The organism is Halorubellus amylolyticus (assembly GCF_034808145.1).
Taxonomy (GTDB): domain Archaea; phylum Halobacteriota; class Halobacteria; order Halobacteriales; family Natrialbaceae; genus Halorubellus.
The window spans coordinates 602047-622825 of record NZ_JAXHGM010000001.1 but is presented as its reverse complement, the minus strand read 5'-3'; the positions used below and the strand labels follow the sequence as shown (position 1 = coordinate 622825).

At 69.8% G+C, this 20779-nt stretch carries 20 protein-coding genes; 6 read left to right on the top strand and 14 right to left on the bottom strand.

Annotated features, from left to right (window positions below):
- Positions 1 to 262 precede the first annotated feature (262 nt).
- Entirely contained in the window at positions 263 to 1597 is a 1335-nt protein-coding gene (locus tag SM754_RS03145) for a zinc metalloprotease (protein ID WP_323674757.1), read from the bottom strand.
- A 202-nt stretch (positions 1598 to 1799) separates the two neighbouring features.
- On the opposite strand from SM754_RS03145, the gene SM754_RS03140 reads away from it, so the two are divergent.
- Both SM754_RS03140 and SM754_RS03135 read left to right on the top strand, forming a co-directional pair.
- On the top strand, positions 1800 to 2255 hold the full coding sequence (locus SM754_RS03140) for a DUF4442 domain-containing protein (protein ID WP_323674756.1): 456 nt from the start codon (positions 1800 to 1802) through the stop codon (positions 2253 to 2255).
- Positions 2256 to 2336: 81 nt separating this feature from the next.
- A complete protein-coding gene (locus tag SM754_RS03135) occupies positions 2337 to 2987 on the top strand; it encodes a DUF7095 family protein (RefSeq protein ID WP_323674755.1) in 651 nt (216 codons plus the stop codon).
- A gap of 23 nt (positions 2988 to 3010) precedes the next feature.
- Here SM754_RS03135 and SM754_RS03130 read toward each other — a convergent pair whose 3' ends face one another.
- The 7 genes from SM754_RS03130 to SM754_RS03100 form a co-directional block, all read right to left on the bottom strand.
- Positions 3011 to 3172, bottom strand: a complete 162-nt coding sequence (locus tag SM754_RS03130) for a hypothetical protein (RefSeq protein WP_323674754.1) — start codon at positions 3170 to 3172, stop codon at positions 3011 to 3013.
- Positions 3173 to 3414: 242 nt separating this feature from the next.
- A complete protein-coding gene (locus SM754_RS03125; protein ID WP_323674753.1) occupies positions 3415 to 4494 on the bottom strand; it encodes an aminopeptidase in 1080 nt (359 codons plus the stop codon).
- Positions 4495 to 4557: 63 nt separating this feature from the next.
- Complete coding sequence (locus SM754_RS03120) at positions 4558 to 5424, bottom strand: DUF7351 domain-containing protein (RefSeq protein WP_323674752.1); 867 nt, start codon at positions 5422 to 5424, stop codon at positions 4558 to 4560.
- 108 nt (positions 5425 to 5532) lie between these two features.
- Entirely contained in the window at positions 5533 to 6336 is an 804-nt protein-coding gene (locus tag SM754_RS03115) for a class I SAM-dependent methyltransferase (protein WP_323674751.1), read from the bottom strand.
- 67 nt (positions 6337 to 6403) lie between these two features.
- The gene (locus SM754_RS03110) at positions 6404 to 7486 is read right to left on the bottom strand and encodes an NEW3 domain-containing protein (RefSeq protein WP_323674750.1); all 1083 of its coding nucleotides are present in this window, start codon (positions 7484 to 7486) and stop codon (positions 6404 to 6406) included.
- Positions 7487 to 7626: 140 nt separating this feature from the next.
- On the bottom strand, positions 7627 to 8475 hold the full coding sequence (locus SM754_RS03105; RefSeq protein WP_323674749.1) for a deoxyribonuclease IV: 849 nt from the start codon (positions 8473 to 8475) through the stop codon (positions 7627 to 7629).
- 68 nt (positions 8476 to 8543) lie between these two features.
- Positions 8544 to 9404: a lipoate--protein ligase family protein gene (locus SM754_RS03100; protein WP_323674748.1), complete on the bottom strand. Its 861-nt coding sequence runs from the start codon at positions 9402 to 9404 to the stop codon at positions 8544 to 8546.
- A gap of 173 nt (positions 9405 to 9577) precedes the next feature.
- Here SM754_RS03100 and SM754_RS03095 point away from each other — a divergent pair, with 173 nt between their 5' ends.
- Complete coding sequence (locus tag SM754_RS03095) at positions 9578 to 9874, top strand: DUF8101 family protein (protein ID WP_323674747.1); 297 nt, start codon at positions 9578 to 9580, stop codon at positions 9872 to 9874.
- Positions 9875 to 10037: 163 nt separating this feature from the next.
- Here SM754_RS03095 and SM754_RS03090 read toward each other — a convergent pair whose 3' ends face one another.
- Entirely contained in the window at positions 10038 to 10235 is a 198-nt protein-coding gene (locus tag SM754_RS03090; RefSeq protein ID WP_323674746.1) for a hypothetical protein, read from the bottom strand.
- A 159-nt stretch (positions 10236 to 10394) separates the two neighbouring features.
- Between SM754_RS03090 and SM754_RS03085 the strand changes: the two genes are divergently transcribed.
- Together SM754_RS03085 and SM754_RS03080 are read left to right on the top strand one after the other, a co-directional pair.
- Positions 10395 to 11159, top strand: a complete 765-nt coding sequence (locus SM754_RS03085) for an MBL fold metallo-hydrolase (protein WP_323674745.1) — start codon at positions 10395 to 10397, stop codon at positions 11157 to 11159.
- Positions 11160 to 11405: 246 nt separating this feature from the next.
- On the top strand, positions 11406 to 12314 hold the full coding sequence (locus SM754_RS03080) for an RIO1 family regulatory kinase/ATPase domain-containing protein (RefSeq protein WP_323674744.1): 909 nt from the start codon (positions 11406 to 11408) through the stop codon (positions 12312 to 12314).
- A gap of 449 nt (positions 12315 to 12763) precedes the next feature.
- Here SM754_RS03080 and SM754_RS03075 read toward each other — a convergent pair whose 3' ends face one another.
- The 4 genes from SM754_RS03075 to SM754_RS03060 form a co-directional block, all read right to left on the bottom strand.
- Positions 12764 to 13774: a metal ABC transporter permease gene (locus tag SM754_RS03075; RefSeq protein ID WP_323674743.1), complete on the bottom strand. Its 1011-nt coding sequence runs from the start codon at positions 13772 to 13774 to the stop codon at positions 12764 to 12766.
- Entirely contained in the window at positions 13771 to 14625 is an 855-nt protein-coding gene (locus SM754_RS03070) for a metal ABC transporter ATP-binding protein (protein WP_323674742.1), read from the bottom strand. The genes SM754_RS03075 and SM754_RS03070 overlap by 4 nt, the downstream gene beginning before the upstream one ends.
- Positions 14622 to 15701 (bottom strand): metal ABC transporter substrate-binding protein, encoded by a 1080-nt coding sequence (locus tag SM754_RS03065; protein ID WP_323674741.1) that lies wholly within the window; start codon positions 15699 to 15701, stop codon positions 14622 to 14624. Before SM754_RS03065 ends, SM754_RS03070 begins: the two co-directional genes overlap by 4 nt.
- Positions 15702 to 15762: 61 nt before the next feature.
- Entirely contained in the window at positions 15763 to 15951 is a 189-nt protein-coding gene (locus SM754_RS03060; protein ID WP_323674740.1) for a hypothetical protein, read from the bottom strand.
- A 227-nt stretch (positions 15952 to 16178) separates the two neighbouring features.
- Here SM754_RS03060 and SM754_RS03055 point away from each other — a divergent pair, with 227 nt between their 5' ends.
- Entirely contained in the window at positions 16179 to 17432 is a 1254-nt protein-coding gene (locus SM754_RS03055) for a trans-sulfuration enzyme family protein (RefSeq protein ID WP_323674739.1), read from the top strand.
- Positions 17433 to 17511: 79 nt separating this feature from the next.
- On the opposite strand, the gene SM754_RS03050 is transcribed toward SM754_RS03055, so the two are convergent.
- The gene (locus SM754_RS03050) at positions 17512 to 20757 is read right to left on the bottom strand and encodes a PAS domain-containing protein (RefSeq protein WP_323674738.1); all 3246 of its coding nucleotides are present in this window, start codon (positions 20755 to 20757) and stop codon (positions 17512 to 17514) included.
- Positions 20758 to 20779 lie beyond the last annotated feature (22 nt).

Below are 20779 nucleotides of genomic sequence, written 5' to 3'. Positions count from 1 at the left end.
GACCCGGTTTGGGGAGTGTCAACACCGGGATGTTCGAGGATTTCTGACCGCGATGTAGACGTAGCGGACATGGATTTCGGGGAGTCGCCTGATCAGGACGGAATGAAGGTCGGGTTGTCGAAGCGCGAGGTCGAAGCGTGGCTCGGTCAGTTCGATAGTTGACCTCTCTTCGAGTCGATTCGCAGTCGAATCCTCGTATCGAGCCGTGGCTTCGCGTTCGCGGTAGGCGAGGGAGAGCTGGGCTTGGGGCGACCTGGGTCGGCTACGCGGTCGCGTTCGTGGTGGTTGTGTTCGTCGTGACGCTGGATGGGACGGGGAGGTTGACGGCGAGTGCTGGCGGGCCGTACATGTTGGCTTCGAGGTACATCCAGTCGTCGAAGGGGGCGTCGGTACTGTAGCCGAGGGTCTCCCAGGGAGCGTTGTAGTTCATCACGCTCTCGTAGCGCTCGTGCGGGACGTCGTACGAGTCGATGCCTTCGTAGCGGTCGTTCGAGAGCCCGACCGCGTGCCCGAGTTCGTGCATGAGGACGTGCGCCTGGCCGCGGGTCGTGTAGGGCTCGCCGTCCCGGCCGCTGGTCTGGGCGACGAGGTGGCCGGTGGTTGCGAAGCCGGCGACGGAGTCTCCGGCGACGCGGGCGTCCCTGACGACGATCGCGTGGTGGTAGCCGCGGGTCTCGTTGTCGAAGTACGAGAGCCTGAGGCGGAGGCTGTCGAGTTCGCTCGTCGTCCGTTCGCGCGGGACGGCGTCGTCGACGGCGACGTGGAGCGAGATGCCCGTGGAGCCGTCGGGGTTCGCGATGGGTGCGTTCGCGTACTCGTCGACGACGAGCGATATCGCGGTCGCGTTCGGGCGATGGCCGCGCATGTAGTCGAGTTCGAGGAAGACGTCGCGAGCGAGCGGGTCTGCTCGGGCGAGCGGCCCGCTGTCGGCGGCTTCGACGCCGTCGTCGAGGCCGTCACCGTCGGTGTCCGACGACGTCGGGTCGGTGTCGTACACGTCGACCTCGGCGGCGTCCGGGAGTCGGTCGTCGTCGGTATCGTCCGTCGTCGGGTCGGTGCCGAGGACGCGTGCTTCGCGACCGTCGGCGACGCCGTCGCCGTCGGTATCGGGCGTCGTCGGCGAGGACTCGTACCCGGTGACTTCGGCGCCGTCCGCGAGGCCGTCGTCGTCCGTATCGGCTCGGAGCGAGTCGGTGCCGTGCGCCTCGACCTCCTCGCCGTCGGTGAGGCCATCGCCGTCGGTGTCGGCGACCGTCGGGTCGGTCGCGAGTGCGTTCACCTCGCGGGCGTCGTCCAGTCCGTCGCCGTCGGTGTCCGCTGCGAGCGGGTCGGTGCCGACGCCGGTCTCGCGGCCGTCGACGAGGCTGTCTCCGTCCGTGTCCGCACTGGTGGCGTTCGTTCCCACGTCGCGTTCAACGCCGTCGTCCAGTCCGTCCTCGTCGGTATCCGGTCGGAGCGGGTCGGTGCCGGCGCGGTACTCGTCGAGCGAGGTGACGTCGTCGCCGTCGAGGTCGCCGAACGCCGCTGCTGTGCCGAACGCGAGCGCGGCGAGGGCGAGGGCCGCGAGGAGGACCGCGAGTGAACGACGGGAACGCACGTGCCTGTCGTTCGTGTGGCACGGGATTAGTCCTTTCGCGCCACCACGGCAACGTGCACGGCCGCCTCGCGGACGGCCACCGCTGCGCGCTCTCGCTCCGGAGCGGGCTCGCGGTCGTGGCCGCGACGACGCCGCGAGGAACCCGTCGCGGCGCGCGCGCCGTTCCACAGCGTTCAGGTGACGGTCGGTCCTGCGTGCAGCCATGAGCGAGTCCTGGCGCACGCGGTTGGCGCGACTGAAGTTCAACCTGTTCCCGGTCTACCGCGGAACGGGGGGTCGCGTCCGGTACATCCGCGAGGACTGGCAAGAGATCCGCGTCGAGATACCGTACTCGTGGCGGACGAAGAACTACATGGGGACGACGTTCGGGGGGAGCATCTACGGTGCGTGCGACCCGATGCACGCGATGCTCCTCATCAAGAACCTCGACGAGAGCGAGTACGCGGTCTGGGACACCGAGGCGTCCATCGACTTCAAGGAGCCGGGGCGGACGGACCTGTACGCGAGCTTCGAGCTCTCCGACGAGGAGATCGCGTCGGTGCAGCGCGCGGTGGACGCGGACGGACCGGTGAATCGCACGTACGAGGTGGACGTCGTGGACGCCGACGGCGAGGTGCACGCGACCGTCGAGAACGTCGTGCACGTCTCGAAGCGCTGACGGCGACCGTCCACGCACCGGTGGGGCGAGTGCGACCCGGGAAGCGGGCTGGTTTTGACGCTGGCCGCGTTACGAATCGGTATGAGTCTTTCACGGGACGACGCCTTGAATCGCGTCGCCGACGTCGTCGATGCGGTCGAGTCGGAGACGATGCCGGTGCCGGTCCGCGAGGTGTGGGTGTACGGCGACGTGGCGCTCGGGCTCGACCCGGTCGACCGCCTGGACGTGTACGTCACGAAGGACATCCTGATGCGTGGCGATAGCGACCGCGCGGGCGAGTTCGAGCGCGAGCTCGGCGTGCAGGGCGTCGGGCAGACCGTGCGAGCCGAGTGGGCGGACGAACACCCCGACCTCGTGCGTGCGAACGCGAACGGGCACGCCGCGCCCGAGCAGTGTCTCGCCGCGCACCTCCTCGAGGACGACGAACCCGTCCACCTCGAGGTGTGTAACGCGAGCTTCGAGGACAACGTCACGCAGCGACTCCAGGGCGCGAAGACGCGCGGCGACTGGACGCAGCTCCTGGACCCGCGCGGCGTCTGTCTGTACGCCGAAGGGCAACGCAGCGAGGAGGCGATGCGGAAGCTCCGCGAGAGCGAGCTCGCGCTCCCGACGCTCTCGCAGTCGCTGGAGATGCTCGGGCTCGACGAGCCGGAGGCACAGGCGGCCGCGAGCGACCTGCACGCGTGGCGCGAGGAACAGGAGGGCGCGACGGTCCGCGGCGACGTGGTCTGACTCGACTCGCCTTCTCGCAGCGATTACGTCTCCTCGTCGACGCTCGTCGCGTCCGTTCCGGGCGTGGTCTCGTGACGCGTTCGATGGAACCGCACGGCGAGACCGGCGACGAACGCCAGGACGCTCGCGGCGACGATCACGGACAGGCTCGGATGTCCGAACCCGAGGTGCAGTAGCGTATCCATGCCCGGACGCTACTCGCGCTCGCACGAAACAGTTCCGTATCTGGCGGGCGACGGCATCGACGCGTCGACGCGTGTGACGGCGTGCTCGGATGACGAACCACCGCAACCGCGAGGGGACGCGTTCGGCCCCGCAGCGACGCGCTCGCGGTCGGGAGCGTGGACGTCTGCTCGTCGGCGTCGAACCCGTCCACTCACGGCTCGCTTCGCTCGCCGTTCGTGATCTCCGCGGCGCGAGCGCCGCGTTATTCCTCGAACCGGAAGGTGCCGTTCCGTTGCACGACCTCGCCGTCGACCTCGATGAACGAGTCCTCGCTCATGTCCACGATCATGTCCATGTGCGTCGCGGACTCGTTCAGGGGTTCGCCGTCGGGGACGGTGTGCTCGATGGCCTTCCCGGTCGCGAGGTGGATGGTGTCGCCCATCTTCTCGTCGAACAGCATGTTGTACGTGAACCGGTCGATGTCGCGGTTCATCCCGATGCCGAGCTCCCCGAGGCGGCGTGCGCCCTCGTCGGTGTCGAGGACGGCACCGAGGACGTCCTCGTTCTTCGCCGCCGAGTACTCGACGACCTCGCCGTCCTCGAAGACGAGCCGGGCGTCCTCGATCTCGCGGCCCTGCGCCATCAGGGGCATGTCGAACAGCACCTCGCCCTCGACGCTGTCCGGACGCGGCGCGGTGTACACCTCCCCGCCGGGGAGGTTCAGTTCGCCGTAGTCGTTCGCGGTCACCATCCCGTCGACGCTCATCCGAATGTCAGTGGTGTCTCCGGAGACGATGCGGACCTCGTCCGCGGGGTCGAGTATCTCCACCATCTGCGCCTGGTGCTCGCGCTGGGCGTCCCAGTCCTTGTTCACGGCTTCGTACACGAACTCGGCGTACGCGGCCGTGCTCATCTCGGCGTCCTGCGCGTTCCCGGGTGCCGGGTACTGCGTGCCGACCCACCGCGTCTCCATGCGTGCCTCCGAGATGGGCTTGTGGGCCTTCGACGCGGCCTGGACCTTCGCCGGGTCGACGTCGCTCGTCTCCTTCGTGTTCTCGTCGCCGCGGACGATGACGACCACGTCCGTCTCCTCCATCTCCGCGAGGCGGTGCTCGGCGAGCGAGAACGAGTCCTCGTCCGCGGCGCGCATGTACGCTCGCGACGCGCGCCGGCTCCGCAGGTGGTACGCGGGGTTCGCGCCCTTCTCCCCGAGTTTCTCGGCGAGCGCGACGACGAGGTCCTCCGCGACAGTCGGCGCGACGATGCGGACGTTGTCGTCCGCTTCGACGTCCGTCGAGTGTTCGACTATCACTTCGGCGTGCTGCTCGATACGTGGGTCCATGCGGAATCCGTCTCACGTCCCGGAGTTAAGGGTTTCCAGAAGCGCGTTTCTGTCTGAATGGTTTCACTCTCGGGCGGTGTCGACGACCTCGCCGCGGTCGTCGAGCGTCACGACGAGACGGTCGCCGTCCAGTTCGAACGACGTCTCGTAGCGCGACGGGTCCTCGCTCACCGCGGTGGTGTCGTCGTCGACGATACCGGGGAGCGTCCACGGCAGTCGGTCGCCGACGGTGACGCCGTGCTCGTGACAGAACGCGACGAACGCGGCGTCCCGGAGCGCGGCGACGGCGGCGACCGACCCGGTGACGTACCCGCAGCGCGTGCACTCGGTGTGGTACGCGAACGACGGTATCGCGTCGTCGTCCGCCTCGACTGGCCGGATCTCGCTCTGGACGTGCCCGTAGCACTCCGAGCAGATGCCCGCGGTCACGAGGTCCAGTTGCGCGTACGTCTTCCGGACCGCGAAGTCGACGATCTCGGCGGTCGACCGGTCGCTCGCGGCGGCCGGCGGGAGTGCCGTCACGAGGAGCGGGTGGTCGGCCTCGCACTCGACGCGGAGTTGCCCGTCGCCGAAGTGCGCGACGGCGGCCGCTCCGCAGAGCGGGCACGCCTCGTCGAGCGGCGTCGGGTCGAGGTCGAGCGCGTCGTCGTACGTCCCGGCGAGGATGCCGCCGACGACCTCGTTCCCGGCTTCCGTCAGCGAGTACTCGCCGTCCTCGACGGTCGTGAACCGCCCGCGGAGCTTCCCGAGATGGTAGTTGAACCGACCGGAGTCCTCGACGCCGACGCGCTCGCGGAGTCCGCTGAACGAGAGCCCGGGGTCGTCGGGGGTCTCGCGGCGCGCGTCGACGAGCGCCTCGAGGATGGCGACGCGCGTGTCGTCGCCGAGCGCGGCGAACGCGTCGGAGACCCTGTCGGTGTCCTCGGCCATGCTCGGTCGGTTGCGGTACGTAACCAAAAACGTCCGGTCCGGCGACGAATCGAAGACGGCCGGTCCGGCGACGACCCCCGGAGCGCACGCGGGCGACCGTCCGTGCGGTCAGTCCTCGTCGGGGACGCGCCCGACGGTGACGTGGAACGGGACGGTCTCGACGCGGCGATAGTCGCCGTCGGCGGCCTGTGCGGCCGCCTCGCGCCCAATCTCGCGCCAGTTCTCGCGGAGGTCGTCGTACTCGTCGTCCGAGAGCACCTGTCGGAGGCTCGCCTCGTCGCTCGCGAGTCCGGCGCCGCTGGCTTTGCGCGCGACCGCTTCGAGGTCCGCGTCGTCGTACGGCGGCTCGATGCTGCGCGTGTGGTCGTACCGGCGCGTGGTGACGTCGACGAGCCCGGTCTCGTGGAGGACGTCCACGGCGTTCGCGCCGAGCGCGGGGTCGACGGACGAACCGGCGATGTACGCGGCCCTGGCGGCTCTGGCGAGCCCGGGTTCGCGGTCGACGGTGGAGTCGACGGTGACGGCGGCGTTGTCCGGTTCGACGACCGCGACGAGGTCGCTGGACGCGCGAGCGAACTCGCGGACGGCGGCGCTCGGGTCGGGGAGGTTCACGAGGAGCGCCTGGCACGCGACGAGGTCGAACGCGTCGTCGCGAACGGGGAGTCGCGTCGCGTCACCGGCGACGACCGGGGCGTGTTCGCGGGCGACCGCGAGCAGCGCGGGGTCGGCGTCGCAGCCGACGACCTCGCCGGGCGTCTCCGCGGCGAGCACCCTTGAGAACTCGCCGGTCCCGCACCCGACGTCGAGCACGCGCTCGCGACCGGGGAGGTCGAGCGCGGCGAGCGCGCTCGTCGTGTCCGCCCACATCCCGCTGCGGGTGTGCTCGAGGTACGATTCGTCGAAACGTCGCACGCCGGAGGGTCGACGGCGCGCAGACAAAAACGGGTCGGTCCCGCGTCCGGCGAATCCCGAGCGGTCCTCAGCGCCGACGTGCGAGGCCCAGAGCGGCGACGCCGAGTGCGACGGCGGCGACGGCGACGCCGAACCCGGGTAGCGGCGAGTCGCGGTCGTTCGAGCCGTCGTCGGCCGCCGGGTCGGTGCTCGTCTCCGGCTCGACGGTCGTCCCGGTCCCGTCCCCGTCGTCGCCCGGGCGGTTCGTCGTCGGCTGCGTCGTCTCCTCGGGGGGAACGAACACGGTCGCGTTCCCGCTCCAGTGGAGGACCGCGGTGGCGTTCGGGCCGGGGGTCGGAGCGGTCGCCAGCGCCTCGAACCGGTACCGGTCGCCGCGCACCGCGTCCTCGGGGACGCGCACCGTCACCGTCGCTTTCGCCCACTCGCCGCTCCCCAGGCGCTCGAACGCGAAGGCGTTCGCCGCCTCGTCGACCGCGTCCGCGTTCCCGCCGTAGGACTCGACCACCCAGCCGTCCGGGAGTCGCTCGAGCGAGAGCGTGACGTTCTTCGCGGCCGCGTCGTTGTTGTACGCCGCCACCGTCACAGTCGCCGTCCCGCCGGGCGCGGCGCGACCGCCGCTCGCCCGGTACGTCATCGGACGGTCGTCGGTCACGGCGAGCGAGAGCGACGCGGTCCCCGTCGCGTTCACGCGACCGACCGCGCTCACGTTCTCCCCGTGGAGCGCTATCGCGTCGTACTCGCCCGCGGGGACCTCAAGCGCGAACGACCCGTTCGCGTCCGTCCGGACCGCGTAGAGGTCGTCGCTGGCTTCCCCGTCGAGCACGTCCCCGAGTTCTCCCGGCGTCGCCTTCACGAACATCGGCTCCGGCGCGGGCGCGAGCGCGACCGTCGCGTTCGACAGCGCCTCGCCGTCCGGTCCGCGCACCGTCCCCGTCACCGTCGCGTTCGCTCGTTCCCGCGGCCGGTCGTCGACGCCCGGGACCGCGTCCCCGAGCTGGTCCGGGACGCCGTCCGGCGACGCCGGCACCGCCTCCGCGACCGGCGTCACGCCGACCGCGACCACCGCCGTCGTCGTCAGCAGCGCGAACGACGAGAGCACCGCGAACACGACCACGACGTGGATCGTCGGGTCCGCCCGTTCGTCGGTCATACCGCACCGTAACGCGTCGACGCAGAAAACCCCTCGAGCAAGCTCAGACGTCCGTTTCACCTATCCCGGCCGGGACCGACGACGGCCAAGAACGCGGGGCGACCGGTGGCGTCCGCGGCGACGAACGTCGGGCGACCGGCTCAGGCGTCGACGTCCTCGCGGAGCTCTCGGACGCGCTCGACGTTCCACGCGAAGCTCTTCCCGTCCTCAGTCGGCGTCTCCAGGACGAGCGGCACCCCCCGGTCGACGATGGCGTCGTGGTTCACGAACGCGCGCATCCCGTCCTCGCCGATGAGGCCTTCGCCGACGTGCGCGTGCTCGTCCTTGTTCGTCCCAGAGGCGTGCTTCGAGTCGTTCAGGTGCACGCACTCCAGGTGCTCGAACCCGACGACGTCGTCGAACTCCCGCATCGTCTCCGCGACCGCCTCGGGCGTGGAGAGGTCGTAGCCCGCGGCGAACGTGTGCGCGGTGTCCAGGCAGACGTCGAGGTCCTGCTCGCTCTGCTCGAGGACGCTCGCGAGGTGCTCGAACTGGCCGCCGAGCTTCGTCCCGCTCCCCGCGTCCGACTCGACGAGCACCGTGACGCCGTCGGGGACGTCGAGCTCGTCGAGCGCGCTCGCGGCGTTCTCGATGCCGCCTTCGACACCGGCACCGGTGTGCGCGCCGAGGTGGACGTTCACGTACTCGACGCCGAGCGCCGCGGCGGCGTCGACCTCCTGCTGCATCGAGTCGATGGACTTCGCGCGGAGGTCGTCCTTGGGCGTGCAGAGGTTCACGAGGTACGACGCGTGGATGACCCACGGCCCCGCGAGCCGCTCCGCGGTCCCCTCGCGGAACGCCTCGGCTTCCTCGTCCTCGATGGTCCCGTGGTCCCACACCTGCGGCGAGTGCGTGAATATCTGCCCGCAGTTCCCCTCGATCTCCACCTGGTTCTCGACAGCGTTGTCGACGCCTCCCGCGATGGAGACGTGCGCACCTACCTTGAGCATGCGAGAGCGCACGCGACAACGCGTCAAAGTGCCTTCGGAACCGGCCGGCGTTTCGGGCGTCCTGACGGTCAGCGGGTCGCGTCGCGGTCGCGGACCCACGCGTCGTTCGCGTACTTCTCGTCGACGAGGTCGCGTGCGGCGGCGAGTTCGTCCTCGCGCCACGCCCCCTCGGTCGCGTCGCACCACTCCGCGAGGCCGTCCTCGAGCGCCGCGACGAACGCGTCGCGGTCGACGCCGGCCTGCTCGCGCACGCTCGTCACGCGCTCGCGGAACCGCTCCGCGGTGACGTCGTGGTCGTCGAACACGCCGAGGTGGTTCGCGAGCGCGTGGTCGTACGAGATGGAGCCGTGCTGGATGACGGCGTCCCGCTGGCGGTACTGCGCGTTCCCGGAGAGCTTCCGCCCGGCCCGGTCGTCGCCGCTCCCGGTCGTCCCCGCGTCGTCGGCGTCGTCCTCGTACGCGAACACGTCGTGTGCGGGGTGAATGGCCCGAAGGTAGCACGCCGGTTCGTGGATACTCTCGTACTCGCGGTCCGCGAAGTCCGTGTCCACGCCGACGCTCCGGATGGCGTCGAGCACCGGCTCGCACAGCAACTCGTAGCAGTCCATGAGGTCACCGGGGAGTTCGTCGGCGGGTGCGACGATACTGTAGGAGACGTCCGCGTACGCGTCGTGATAGATACCGCCGCCGCCGGTCTGCCGGCGCGTCACGTCGATGCCCTCGCGCTCGCAGAACGCCCAGTCGACGCTCTCCGCGGCCTGCCGGTACCCCATCGAGAGGCAACTCGGCTCCCAGCGGTACACCCTGACGGTGCGCACGCCGTCCTCGACCGCGGTGCGCGCGGCGACCTCGTCGAGCGCCATGTTCGTCGGTCCGTCGTGCGCTTCCTCGCGTATCAACCGCCACTCGGCGTCCGCGAGCGAACCCATACCCGCGAGTTCGCGCACCCCCAGCATAGGGGTTTGGACTCGCCGCCAGCGCGCTCACCAGGGGTTCGGACTCGCTGCCAGTGCACTCGCCACCGCCGTCGTGCGTCGCGGCGGTCGTCGGTTCCGCGAGCCGAACCACTACCCGTCCCGAGTCGGTACCGTCCACCGAACGGATGACCGACCGAAGCGGCGACGACGGGGCGCGAGACCGCCTTCCGCCGGACGTGCACGACACCCTCGTCCAGCTCGTGGACGCCGCCATCGACGCGCTCCCCGAGGACGAGCGGACCGCGCGGGCGTCCATCGACACCGTCTCGCGCGTCGTCGCGAACAAGCTCCCCGAGGGCGACCGGAAGGACCGCCTCCAGCACGGCTCCGACGCCGCGACCGACCGGTTGGACGCCGGCGACCGCGTCACTGCCGTCACGTACCTGGAGGCGATGCGCGAGCGACTCGACCGGGCGTCGTGACCGTCGGCAGCGACGGGCGTCGCGACCGTCGGCTGACGGGCGTCCCGTCGCGACGGTCGACAGCGGCCGCTCGTCGAGTGCGGTCGCTCGAGGCGAGGACCGCGTGAAAAGTGGGTGAAGTGGTGTGGGATGACCGCGCGCCGGTGCGGGGTGGCGGGCGGCGCTACTCGGTGTCGGGTTCGGCGACCGCCTCGTCGAGGCCGTCCTCGCGGGTCGCCTCGTCGAGGTACGCCGAGAGGTCGTCGTCGACCTCGCGCTCGCCATCGGCTTCCTCGGCGTCCTGCTCGTCGACGACCTCCGTCTCGCCGGTCACCTTCTCGAACAGTGCGCCGTAGTCCGCGCCCGACTGGGATTTCGACATTGGGTGATTCCTCCGTACCTGTACGCTACCGCCGACCCCAAATCACCACTCGGCCTAACCTGTATGGGTCGTCCTGTCACTCGACGCGGTCGCCGCCCGGAACGGCGCCGAGCGCACCCCACCAACAGGCATAACACGAGCAGCCGTGACGACGCGACCATGCGATGTACGCTCCTCGGGACCGGCGACATCACCGGGGTCCCCGCACCATTCAGAACGCTCGACGACGCGGGCGCCGCAGCACGGCGCCGTCGCCCCGGACTGCTCGTCGAGACCGACGCCGCCACGATCCTCCTCGACGTCCCCCCGGACTTCCGCGAGGGCGTCCACGAACGCGGCGTCCGAGACCTCGACGCGACGTTCGTCACGCACTGGCACCACGACCACGTCGGCGGTATCGACGACCTCTCGCTGGTCGCGCGCGCCGACGTCGTCGCCGACGACCTCTATCGGACGCCGACCGCCGCCGAGCACTTCCACCGCGAGAGACCCTACCTCGCCGACCGGTTCGACGAGCACGCCCTCGCGCACGGCGAGCCCGTCACCGTCGGGGAGACGACCGTCACACCCATCCCGGTGAGTCACGACCGGCCCGCGTTCGACACGCTCGCGTTCCGCGTCGAGACGGACGACGCCGCACTCGTGTACGCCCCCGACTTCGGGACGTGGTGCCCCGACCGCCCCGGCGGCGACCGCTACCGGAACGCGGACCTCGCCATCCTCGAAGCGACGAGCGTCGTCGCGCCGCACGCGCTCGACGACCTCGACCCCCACGAGGACCCGGTCGCCGACGCCGCCGCCCACCGCACCGTCCTCGTCCACCTCAACGAACACCACCTCGCGCGAGACACCGCCACCATCGCCGCCGACCTCGCCGACCGGGGCTACGAGCTCGGAGCCGACTTCGAGACCTACGTCGTCTGACCGAGCGCAACCCCAGGTCCGGCTTGCGTGGCCGTCACCGTCTCCTACGACGTCCACCACCGTCCCCTCCGAGAAGCTCTCGCAAGACCATCCACGACCCCAGCAGCGACCGGTCCGTCCACCGAACCCGCCGCTCGCCCAACCGGGCCCGACTCGACACCATTTCGTATCGCGGTAGCTGGTTTATTTCTTATACCAGGGTGCGTGACGGGAGGCTTTTCCGCGTCGCGGAACTACGTTCGGGCGATGGTCCAGAACGTCGCGCCGATGATGGTCGACCTCGAACAGGAGGACTTCAACCTCCTGTCGGGCGTCGAGCAGGGGATGCGGTTCTCGGAGTGGGTGCAGCGCGGGAAGCTCCCGGACTTCTCGGGGTTGACCGCGGAGAACGTCGACTACCGCCTGGACCGCTGCCTGGACCGCGGACTCGTCCAACGGAAGACGATCCAGTACGAGGGCTACAAGCTCACACCGGAGGGCTACGACGTGCTCGCACTGCACACGTTCGCGGAACGCGACAGCGTCCAGGGGTTCGGGTCGAGTCTCGGCGTCGGCAAGGAATCGGACGTCTACGAGGTCCAGTCGTACAAGCCGATGGCGCTGAAGTACCACCGCGAGGGGTACACGAACTTCCGCGAGGTGATGAAGGAACGCGATTACACGAGCGACCGCGACCACGTCTCGTGGCTGTACACCGCGCGGAAGGCCGCCGAACGCGAGTACGAGCGCCTGGAGACCCTGTATCCGGACGTCTCGGTGCCGCGTCCGGTCGACCACAACCGGCACGCGATCGTCATGGAGAAGATGGAAGGCGTGGAGCTCGCGCGGACGCGACTGGAGTCCGAGCAGGTCGTCGGCGTCCTCGACCTCGTGCTCGGTGAGATGGCGACGGCGTACGACGCCGGGTTCGTGCACGCGGACGTGAGCGAGTACAACGTCTTCCTCGCCGAATCCGGCGTGACGGTGTTCGACTGGCCGCAGGCGGTCCCGTCGAGTCACGAGAACGCCCGCGAGTTCCTCGCGCGCGACGTGGACAACATCGTGGGGTACTTCCAGCGGAAGTACCCGAGTGACGTCCCCGAACTGGACCGCGAGGCGCTCGTCGACGCGCTCGCGGCGGGCGAGTTCGAGACGGTACGCGAGCACGCGGGCTGACCGAGCGGCCTGTTCTTAGTCGTTCGACACTCGTCGTCGAGCGCCTGCTGAGTCCTCCTCTCGTTGAGTCGGTGCCTGATGAGTTCTCCTCTCGTTGAGTCGGCGCCTGCTTGCGTCTCTCCTCGCCCGTCGACGCGTGCTGGGTTCGTCGAGGTCGTTCTATCCGCCAATCGCGGTCTCTCGACGTGCACATGAGCGGTCGGACGGCAGCCCATAAATCAGATATCGCGATAGCAAATCCGTGGTCCCGTGGACGAGGGGGCCGTAGCGGACACGGTGTCGACGGCACGGCTCCCACCCGAATCCGGGCGCTCACAGCCTCACCGTGACCGCCGCGTCAACACGCCGCCTCGCGACGCCGCGTGACCGCCACGTCAGACGCCACCTCGCCGCGTCTGCGCGCCTGTCAGGTCGACGGTATCGAGGAATCGCGACAGGTCGTCCGCGACTCAGTCGCCGAACGAACCGGAGTCGTCGACGGTGATGGCGCCCATCTCCGGGGTCTCGTCGTCGCCGTACGCCGTCTGGAGCTTCCCGATGCCGACCGCGACGACGTAGATCGCGACCGCGATGAGGACGATGACGCCGCCGGCGGTCGCCTCGCCGTAGTACGAGGCAGCGATTCCGAGGGTGACAGCGAGTTCGGCGAGCACGACGGAGACGAGCAGCGACTCGTTGAAGCTCCGGGACACCTGCGAGGCGCCCGCGACGGGGACGACGAGCATCGCGGCGACGAGGATGACGCCCATGATCTGCATCGCGCCGACGACGACCATCGCGGTCAGCATCACCATGATGCGGTTGTACCAGCTCACGGAGAGCCCGGAGACGGCGGCGGCGGTCTCGTCGAACGTGACGTACAGGAGCTGGTTCCGGGTGAGACCGACGACGCCGACGACGAGCGCGAACAGCACGAGGAGGATGGCGGCGCTCTCGGCGGAGACCGTCGAGAGGTTCCCGAAGAGGAACTGGTTCACGCCGACCGCGAGGCCGCCAGCGTTGATGCTGATGAGTGTCGTCCCGAGCGCGAACCCCGTCGAGAGCACGATCGCCATCGAGACGTCGTTGTACGCGTCGGTGGCTTCGGAGATGAGTTCGATGAATAGCGCGGCAATCATCGCGACGACGACCGCTGTCAGGTACGGGGAGACGCCCAGGTCGAGGACGGCGTTCAGGAACAGGCCGACGGCGACGCCGGCGAACCCGGTGTGGGCGAGCGCGTCCCCGATGAGTGCGAGCTGGCGGTGCACGAGGAACGTCCCGATGAGCGGCGCCATCACGCCGATGCAGAGGCCGACGAGGATGGCGCGGTGCATGAAGCCGTACTGGAGGAGCTCCAGACCGGTGGCGCCAGCGACCCAGGACATGAGCGCGGACCAGAGGTCGAGGAACCAGTACAGCGGGGCGAGAACGCCGTTCTCGCCGGTGAGCGCGAGCACGGGGCCGTGCACGGCCGTCATCGGCCGTCACCTCGCAGGAAGTTCGCGGCGGTCCCGAACGCGCGGGCGAGCGCGTCGCTCTCGACGAACTCGTCGGTCGGACCGTCGAAGTAGATCTCGCGGTTCAGGCAGACGACGCGGTCGGCGTGCTCGGCGACGGCGCCGAGGTCGTGCTCGATGAGGAGGACGGTGATCCCGGCCTCGTGCAGGGCGTCGAGGAGGTCGTAGAACGCTTCGACGGATTCGACGTCGACGCCGACGGTCGGTTCGTCGAGCACGAGGAGGTCGGCCTCGCTCGCCAGGGCTCGCGCGATGAACGCTCGCTGTCGTTGGCCGCCCGAGAGCTGGGTGACGCGGCGGTCGGCGAACGCGAGCATGCCGACGGTCTCGAGCGCTTCGTGAACGATCGCCCAGTCCTCGGCGTCAAGCCGGCCGAAGCCGACGTGCGGGAACCGCCCCATCTTCACGACCTCGCGTACCGTTATCGGCATCTCCTTGGACGCGCTCGCGTGCTGGGCGACGTACCCGATGCGGGAGCCGTCGTCGAAGCGATGCGAGGGGTCACCGAAGAGGGTCGCCGCGCCCGCGTCCGGGCGGAGCAGTCCCAGGAGCAGTTTCATCAGCGTCGACTTCCCGGAGCCGTTCGGGCCGACGATGGCGACGTACTCGCCGGGGTCGATGCGGAGGGTGATGTTCTCGACGACGGGCGTGGCGGTGTACCCGAAGTCGACGTCGGTCAGTTCGACGATCGGGTCGGTCGTTGCCGCGTCGACGGCAGCGGGCGTGGTCTCGTCCGCGTCAGCGTGGTCGGAGCCGTCCGCGGCGGCGCTGGTCGTGGACGTGGATTCGCTGGGTGGCTGGTTCGCGCTCATTCGAAGTTCCTCCACTCGGCGGCCCAGCCGTCGGGACCGACGTTCTCGGGTGCGTCGTTCCCGAGGACGACCCGGAACGTGGGCATGTTGATGTTGTACGCGATCTCCTCGTACCCCCAGTCGTTCTCGACCCAGGCCTCGCGGACGCCGGCGTACGGCGTGACGGGGAAGTACGCCTCGACCTGCGTCTCGGCGAGCAGTTGCTCCGCGGGCCGGCGGGATTCGAAGACGCCGTTCGCGATGTACTCGATGTCGTTGTCCTCGATCACTCCCTTCGCCTCGGTGATGTCGGAGGGTTTGACGTCGCCGCTGGCGGCGAGGTTCGTGACGAGCGGTCGCATGGTGACGTCGTACTTCACGCCGATGTACTGGAAGGCGTTGTGCGCGGCGAGCTGGACGACGTCGCGGTCGGCGGCGTCGAAGATCGCCTGGTAGTCGGCGTCGATCCGCTCGATGGTCTCGGTCTTGTACGTCGTGGCGTTGTCGCGGAGCGCGTCCTCGTGCGCTGGCGCGAGTTCGACGAGGCCGTCGGTGATGTTGTCGACGGACGTCTTCGCGCGGTCGGGGCCGAGCCAGAAGTGCGGGTCCTTGCCTCGTTGTTTCCCGACGCCTTCCTCGTCGGGGTCGAGGGTGGCGGCGAGGTCGACGAGCTGTACGCCTTCCCGGGCGTTGATGAGTTGGGTGTCGGCGTCGTCGTCCTCGAGCGTCTGGATGGCGCGGTCGGCCCACGGCTGGAAGCCGGGGCCGACGTGGAGGAACGCGTCGGCGTCGATGATGTCCTTGGTGACGCTGGCGTTCGGTTCCCAGCCGTGGCCGTGCAGGCCGGTGGGGACGAGGTTCGTCACCCGGATGGGGGTGCCGTCGGCGACGTTGCGCGCGAAGTCGTAGAAGCTGAAGAAGGAGGCGGCGACGACGGGGCCGTCGCCGTTCGCGCCGTCGGTACCGTTGTCGGGCGAGTCGTTCGCGTTGCTGGAGCTGTCGAGACAGCCGGCGAGGCCGCTCGTCAGCAGTCCTGCGGTCGCTGCGAGCGTCCCGCGTCGGGAGAGTCGGGGTCGTTCGTCCGTCGAATCACGCATGTTCGAGTAGGAGTAGACGGGTTCTAGGATATAGTACTTTCTATCAAAGCAGAAGATTAGACTACTCTAAATCGTGTTGCGTGTCGTGGTTTCGTTCCGGACGAGGCACGACTCGACCTGCGGTCCAGGCCGGAACGACCCGGACGAACGTGATGTTGTAGTAGTAGCCGGCAGTCGTCAGGACGACGAACGGGGCGTCTCCGAGATGCGCGTACCGGGCGCGTTCGCGGGCGGACGCCCAGTGGCGCATGGGGACGACCGCGACCCAATTCGTGATAAGTATTCGATAGGAACCAGGGCGTCGGCCTTCGACCGAGGGGTAGGGTCGGGGACGACGGACGTGTGATTCAGGCGTTCACTCGGGGTCGAGTGACGATTTTTCGGCGCCGCGGCCAGATTACCTCAGATAATATTGCGTAGCATCCAATATTACAGACAGATGAAAGGTTTTTTCGCAGGTACCAGCAAGTATTACGTATGAACGACGGGGACCGATCCGACCGCTTCGAGACGCTGTCCGTCACGTACGGCGAGGAACCGACGCCCGGCGCACCGATGACCGGCGACGTCGTCTCCCCCATCCACCTCGCCTCCACGTACGCCCTCCCCGGCCTCGACACCGACATGAGCCTCGAAGACCTCGACCCGAGCGCGGGCGACTTCGTCTACTCGCGACTCTCGAACCCGACGCGGCACGCCGTCGAGCAACGCATCGCGGCGCTCGAGGACGGCGAGTACGGGTACGCGTTCTCCTCCGGGACCGCCGCCATCTTCACGTTCGTCCTCGCGGTCGTCGAACCCGGCGACCACGTCGTCGCGTTCGACGACCTCTACGCCGGCACGCGCCGCATGTTCGAGAACGTCTTCCAGGACCGCCTCAAGCTCGACGTCGACTTCGTCGACGCGACCGACACCGCGAACGTCGCGGACGCCATGACCGACGAGACCACGCTCGTCTGGATGGAGACCCCGACGAACCCCCGGATGAACATGTGCGACGTCCGGGCGGTCGCCGACGTCGCGCACGAGCACGACGCGCGCCTGGGCGTCGACAACACGTTCATGAGCCCGTACTTCCAGAACCCGCTCGCTCTGGGCGCGGACGCGGTCGCACACTCCACGACGAAGTACCTGAACGGCCACAGCGACTCCGTCGGCGGCGCGCTCGTCACGGACGACGACGGGGTCGCGGAGGAGGTCGAGTTCCTCCAGACCGTCGGCGTCGGCGACATGCTCTCGCCGTTCGACAGCTACCTCCTCATGCGCGGCATCAAGACGCTCCCGATGCGGATGGAGCGCCACGAGGCGAACGCGATGGCGGTCGCGGAGTACCTCGAAGGCCACGAGCTCGTCGACGCCGTCCACTACCCCGGCCTCCAGTCGCACCCCCAGCACGACCTCGCGGCCGAACAGATGAGCGGGTACGGCGGCGTGCTGAGCTTCGAGCTCGCGGGCGGCATCGAGGACGCGAAGCGCTTCCTGGAGGCGCTCGAGGAGTTCACGCTCGCGGTCTCGCTCGGGGGCGTCGAATCGCTCGTCGAACTGCCCGCGGGGATGACGCACGAACCGCTCGCGCCCGAGGAGCGCGAAGCGCTCGGTATCACGGACACGCTCGTCCGCGCGAGCGTCGGCGTCGAACACGTCGACGACCTCGTCGCGGACCTCGACCGCGGGTTCGACGCGATGGTCGACGGCGCCGAGTTCGAGACCGCGCCAGCCGCCGACGACTGACCCCAAGGCGGGACGTTCCGCCGGAAGCGACGTGCGCGCCGACGTCGGCCGCGCGAAGCCGGTACTCGACGACCGAGGGTCAGTCCGCGGTCGTCTTCGCGAGCGGGAGCGTCACCGCGAACGTCGCGCCCGAGTGCTCGTCGTCGACGAGCGCGACCTCGCCGCCGTACGCGTCGACGGTCTCCCGGACGAGGTACAGCCCGAACCCGGTCCCCGGGGAGTCGAAGCCCTTCTCGCCCTTCCGGAAGAGGTCGCCGCGCATCGACTCGTCGACGCCCGAGCCGTTGTCCGCGACGTACACCGTCGCCGTGTCCGCGTCCTCGTCGACCGCGACGTCGACGAACACCGCCGGCTCCGGGGCGTCGTTGTGCTGAACGGCGTTCACGAGGAGGTTCTCGAACACCTCCGGGAGGAGTTCGTCCGCCGCGACCGCAACCGGCGGGAGCCCCGCCGTCTCGACGGTCACGTCGAACGCCGCCTCGAGCTTCGCTATCTCGCCCTCGATGACGCTGTCGAGCGCGATGGGTTCGCTGTCGTGGTCGTCCTCGACGAGGATGTGCATCAGCGACCGCATCGTCTCCACGAAGTCGATCATCTCCGAGAGCCGCGACGACGCCGTCTCCAGATGCCCCTCGACGGCCTCGTCGACGTGCCCGTCGAGCATCTCGGTGCGCGCGTGCGCGACGTTCAAGCTGTTCAGGAGGTTGTGCCGGAGGAGGCGGTTCACGTACTCGAGGCGCTCGCGTTCGTGCTCGAGTTGCGCGCGGCGCTCCCGGCGCTCGGTGACGTCCTGCGCGAGCGATATCCCGCCCGTTATCGAGCCGTCGTCGCGCACCGGGATGGCGCGGACGACGAGCGTCCGGTCGTCGACCTCGACCTCGCGCTCGACGAGGTCACCGGCGAGTGCGTCCTCGTGGGCCGCACAGAGGGCGTCGCGCACCGGCTCCGGGAGCGCGTCGACGTCCCCGGGCGGACGACCGACGAGCGCGTCCTCGTCGACGTCCAGCACGCGCTCGTAGAGCGACCCGGCGACCGTGACGTACGCGCACTCCGTGTCGAACATCGTCACGGTCGCGTCCGGGACGTTCTCCGCGAGCGTCCGGTACTGGCGCTCGCGCTCGCGGAGCTCGCGGTCGCGCTCGGCCAGGGCGATGGCGAGCCCGACGACCTCGCCGAGCTGTTCGACGACGCGACGCTCCCGCCCGTCGAACGCGTGCGGGCGGTCCGCGTAGATGGAGAGGACGCCGTACGTCTCGTCCTCGTGGACGAGCGGGACCGCGACCGACGACCGGTAGCCCTCGGCCTCGGCGTGCGCGCGCCACTCGTCGTCGACGTGGTCCGTGCGGACGTCCTGGGTCGTCGCGAGCGCGTCCTCGCGGAGCGCGGTCGCCGCGGGCGCGTTCGCGGTCGCGTCCGCGAGGGACAGCTCGCGGTCGTCGAGGACGCCGTCGACGCCCGCCTCCGTTCGCACGTAGACGGTCCCGTCGGCGTCGACGTCGCCGATCCACGCGAACTCGTAGCTGGAGGCGTTCGCGAGCCGCTCGCAGACGACGCGCTCTATCTCCTCGCGGCTCGAGTGCCCCGAGAGCTCCCGGTTGATGTCCCGGACGACCCGCGACAGCTGGTCGAGCGCGGCGAGGCGTTCGTTCTTCGTCGCGAGCGTCCGCTCCCGGCGCTTCCGGTCGATCGCGGACGCGACGACGTTCCCGACCGACCGCACGAACCGACGGTCGTCCGCCGAGACCGCGTCCGGGTCGTCGACCGAGACGACGAGCTCGCCCCACGGCGTGTCGTCCGCCCCCACCTCCGCGGTCACGACCGACGGGTCCGCGCGGTCGTGCGCGCCCGCCGGCCGGACGTCGACGGTCCCCTCGACGGCGTCGGCGTCGCCGACCGACGCGCGAACCCGCGCCTCGCTCTCCGGGCCACCGTCCCCGAACTCGAGGAGGTACGCGCTCGACGCGCCGAGCGTCTCCGCGGTCCGCTCGGCAGCCCGTCGGAGGAACCCGTCGACGTCCGCACGCTCGATCGCCTCCCGGCTCAGCTCGGAGACGACCTCCTGCTGGGCGAGTCGCTCGTTCAGCGCCGCCTCGCGGTCTTTGCGGTCCGTGACGTCCTGGAAGTACACCGACAGCCCGGTCTCGCTCGGGTACGCACGCACCGCGAACCACGTCGACAACGGCGGGAAGAACTCCTCGAACGCGACAGACTCCTGCTCGCGCATCGCCGTCCGGTACTGCGCCTCGAACGTCGTCCCGACCGCGTCCGGGAACGCGTCCCAGATCGACTCGCCTCGCAGCGCCTCCGAATCGACGCCGAGGAGTTCGCTCGCGGTCTCGTTCAGGTACGTGAACCGGAACTCGTCGTCGAGCGCGAAGAACGCGTCCGTCACGCGCTCGAGCGTCTCGTCGAGTTCCGCGACGAGCTCGTCCTTGCGCTGCTGGAGGCGCTCGCGCCCCCGTTCGTCGCCGGTGACGTCACGGAACGACACGAACGCCGCCGCGGGTCCGTCACCGAGCGGGACGACGTCGGCGACGTACCACGCGGACTCGCCGTCGACGGGGTCGACGCGGAACTGGTGGCCGTAGGAGGCCTCGCCGGACCGGAACACGCTCGCCCACGGGCGGGCCTCCGGTGGCACGAACTCGCCCTCGGTGTCGTACACGTCGACGTCGCCGGTGTGCGTCTCGCCGATCGATATCGCGAACGCCTCGCGCGCCCGGTCGTTCGCGCGGACGACGGTACCGTCCGCGGCGACGACGGCGAGCCGGTCCGGGCTCGTCTCGAACAGTCGGTCGACGACGTGCCCGCGCCAGTCGACTGTCGGCGACCGCGGCCCCGGCCGCGTCGCGTCCACGCTCCCAGGCTTCCTCCCGTCAGTGGCGTCCACGCTCCCGGACCCGCTCTCGTCGGCCGCGTCCGACCCGTCGGACGGCGACCCCGTCGTCGACGCCACCCCACGACCCGTGGCCGTCGACGTCGCGTCGAGCGGCTCGAACGCGGCCTCGACGGTCTCGGCGACGTCGTCGTCGACCGTACAGAGCGCGGTGACGCCCGCGTCGACGGCCGTGCTCGCGAGCGACCCGTCGACCGCCGTCGCGACGACGACCACCGGCGACGCCGGCACTCGCTCGCGGACCCGACCGACGACCGACGGGTCCGTCGTCGGGTCGACCGCGAGCACCACGCCAGCGCCGCTGCGTGCGCGCTCGACGGCCGCCTCCACGCCGTCGGCGCGCTCGACGTCGAACCCCGCCGCGTCGAGCGCGTCCGCGACCGCCCCCGCTCGCTCTCCCGTACAGACGATCGCGTGTGACTCCGCCATTCGTCGGAAACTCCCGCGTTCG

Coding starts and splice junctions, on each gene's coding strand:
- SM754_RS03140 (WP_323674756.1), top strand. CDS start 1,800: ATGAGCGAGTCCTGGCGCACGCGGTTGGCGCGACTGAAGTTCAACCTG.
- SM754_RS03135 (WP_323674755.1), top strand. CDS start 2,337: ATGAGTCTTTCACGGGACGACGCCTTGAATCGCGTCGCCGACGTCGTC.
- SM754_RS03130 (WP_323674754.1), bottom strand. CDS start 3,172: ATGGATACGCTACTGCACCTCGGGTTCGGACATCCGAGCCTGTCCGTG.
- SM754_RS03125 (WP_323674753.1), bottom strand. CDS start 4,494: ATGGACCCACGTATCGAGCAGCACGCCGAAGTGATAGTCGAACACTCG.
- SM754_RS03120 (WP_323674752.1), bottom strand. CDS start 5,424: ATGGCCGAGGACACCGACAGGGTCTCCGACGCGTTCGCCGCGCTCGGC.
- SM754_RS03110 (WP_323674750.1), bottom strand. CDS start 7,486: ATGACCGACGAACGGGCGGACCCGACGATCCACGTCGTGGTCGTGTTC.
- SM754_RS03105 (WP_323674749.1), bottom strand. CDS start 8,475: ATGCTCAAGGTAGGTGCGCACGTCTCCATCGCGGGAGGCGTCGACAAC.
- SM754_RS03100 (WP_323674748.1), bottom strand. CDS start 9,404: ATGGGTTCGCTCGCGGACGCCGAGTGGCGGTTGATACGCGAGGAAGCG.
- SM754_RS03095 (WP_323674747.1), top strand. CDS start 9,578: ATGACCGACCGAAGCGGCGACGACGGGGCGCGAGACCGCCTTCCGCCG.
- SM754_RS03090 (WP_323674746.1), bottom strand. CDS start 10,235: ATGTCGAAATCCCAGTCGGGCGCGGACTACGGCGCACTGTTCGAGAAG.
- SM754_RS03085 (WP_323674745.1), top strand. CDS start 10,395: ATGCGATGTACGCTCCTCGGGACCGGCGACATCACCGGGGTCCCCGCA.
- SM754_RS03080 (WP_323674744.1), top strand. CDS start 11,406: ATGGTCCAGAACGTCGCGCCGATGATGGTCGACCTCGAACAGGAGGAC.
- SM754_RS03075 (WP_323674743.1), bottom strand. CDS start 13,774: ATGACGGCCGTGCACGGCCCCGTGCTCGCGCTCACCGGCGAGAACGGC.
- SM754_RS03070 (WP_323674742.1), bottom strand. CDS start 14,625: ATGAGCGCGAACCAGCCACCCAGCGAATCCACGTCCACGACCAGCGCC.
- SM754_RS03065 (WP_323674741.1), bottom strand. CDS start 15,701: ATGCGTGATTCGACGGACGAACGACCCCGACTCTCCCGACGCGGGACG.
- SM754_RS03060 (WP_323674740.1), bottom strand. CDS start 15,951: ATGCGCCACTGGGCGTCCGCCCGCGAACGCGCCCGGTACGCGCATCTC.
- SM754_RS03055 (WP_323674739.1), top strand. CDS start 16,179: ATGAACGACGGGGACCGATCCGACCGCTTCGAGACGCTGTCCGTCACG.
- SM754_RS03050 (WP_323674738.1), bottom strand. CDS start 20,757: ATGGCGGAGTCACACGCGATCGTCTGTACGGGAGAGCGAGCGGGGGCG.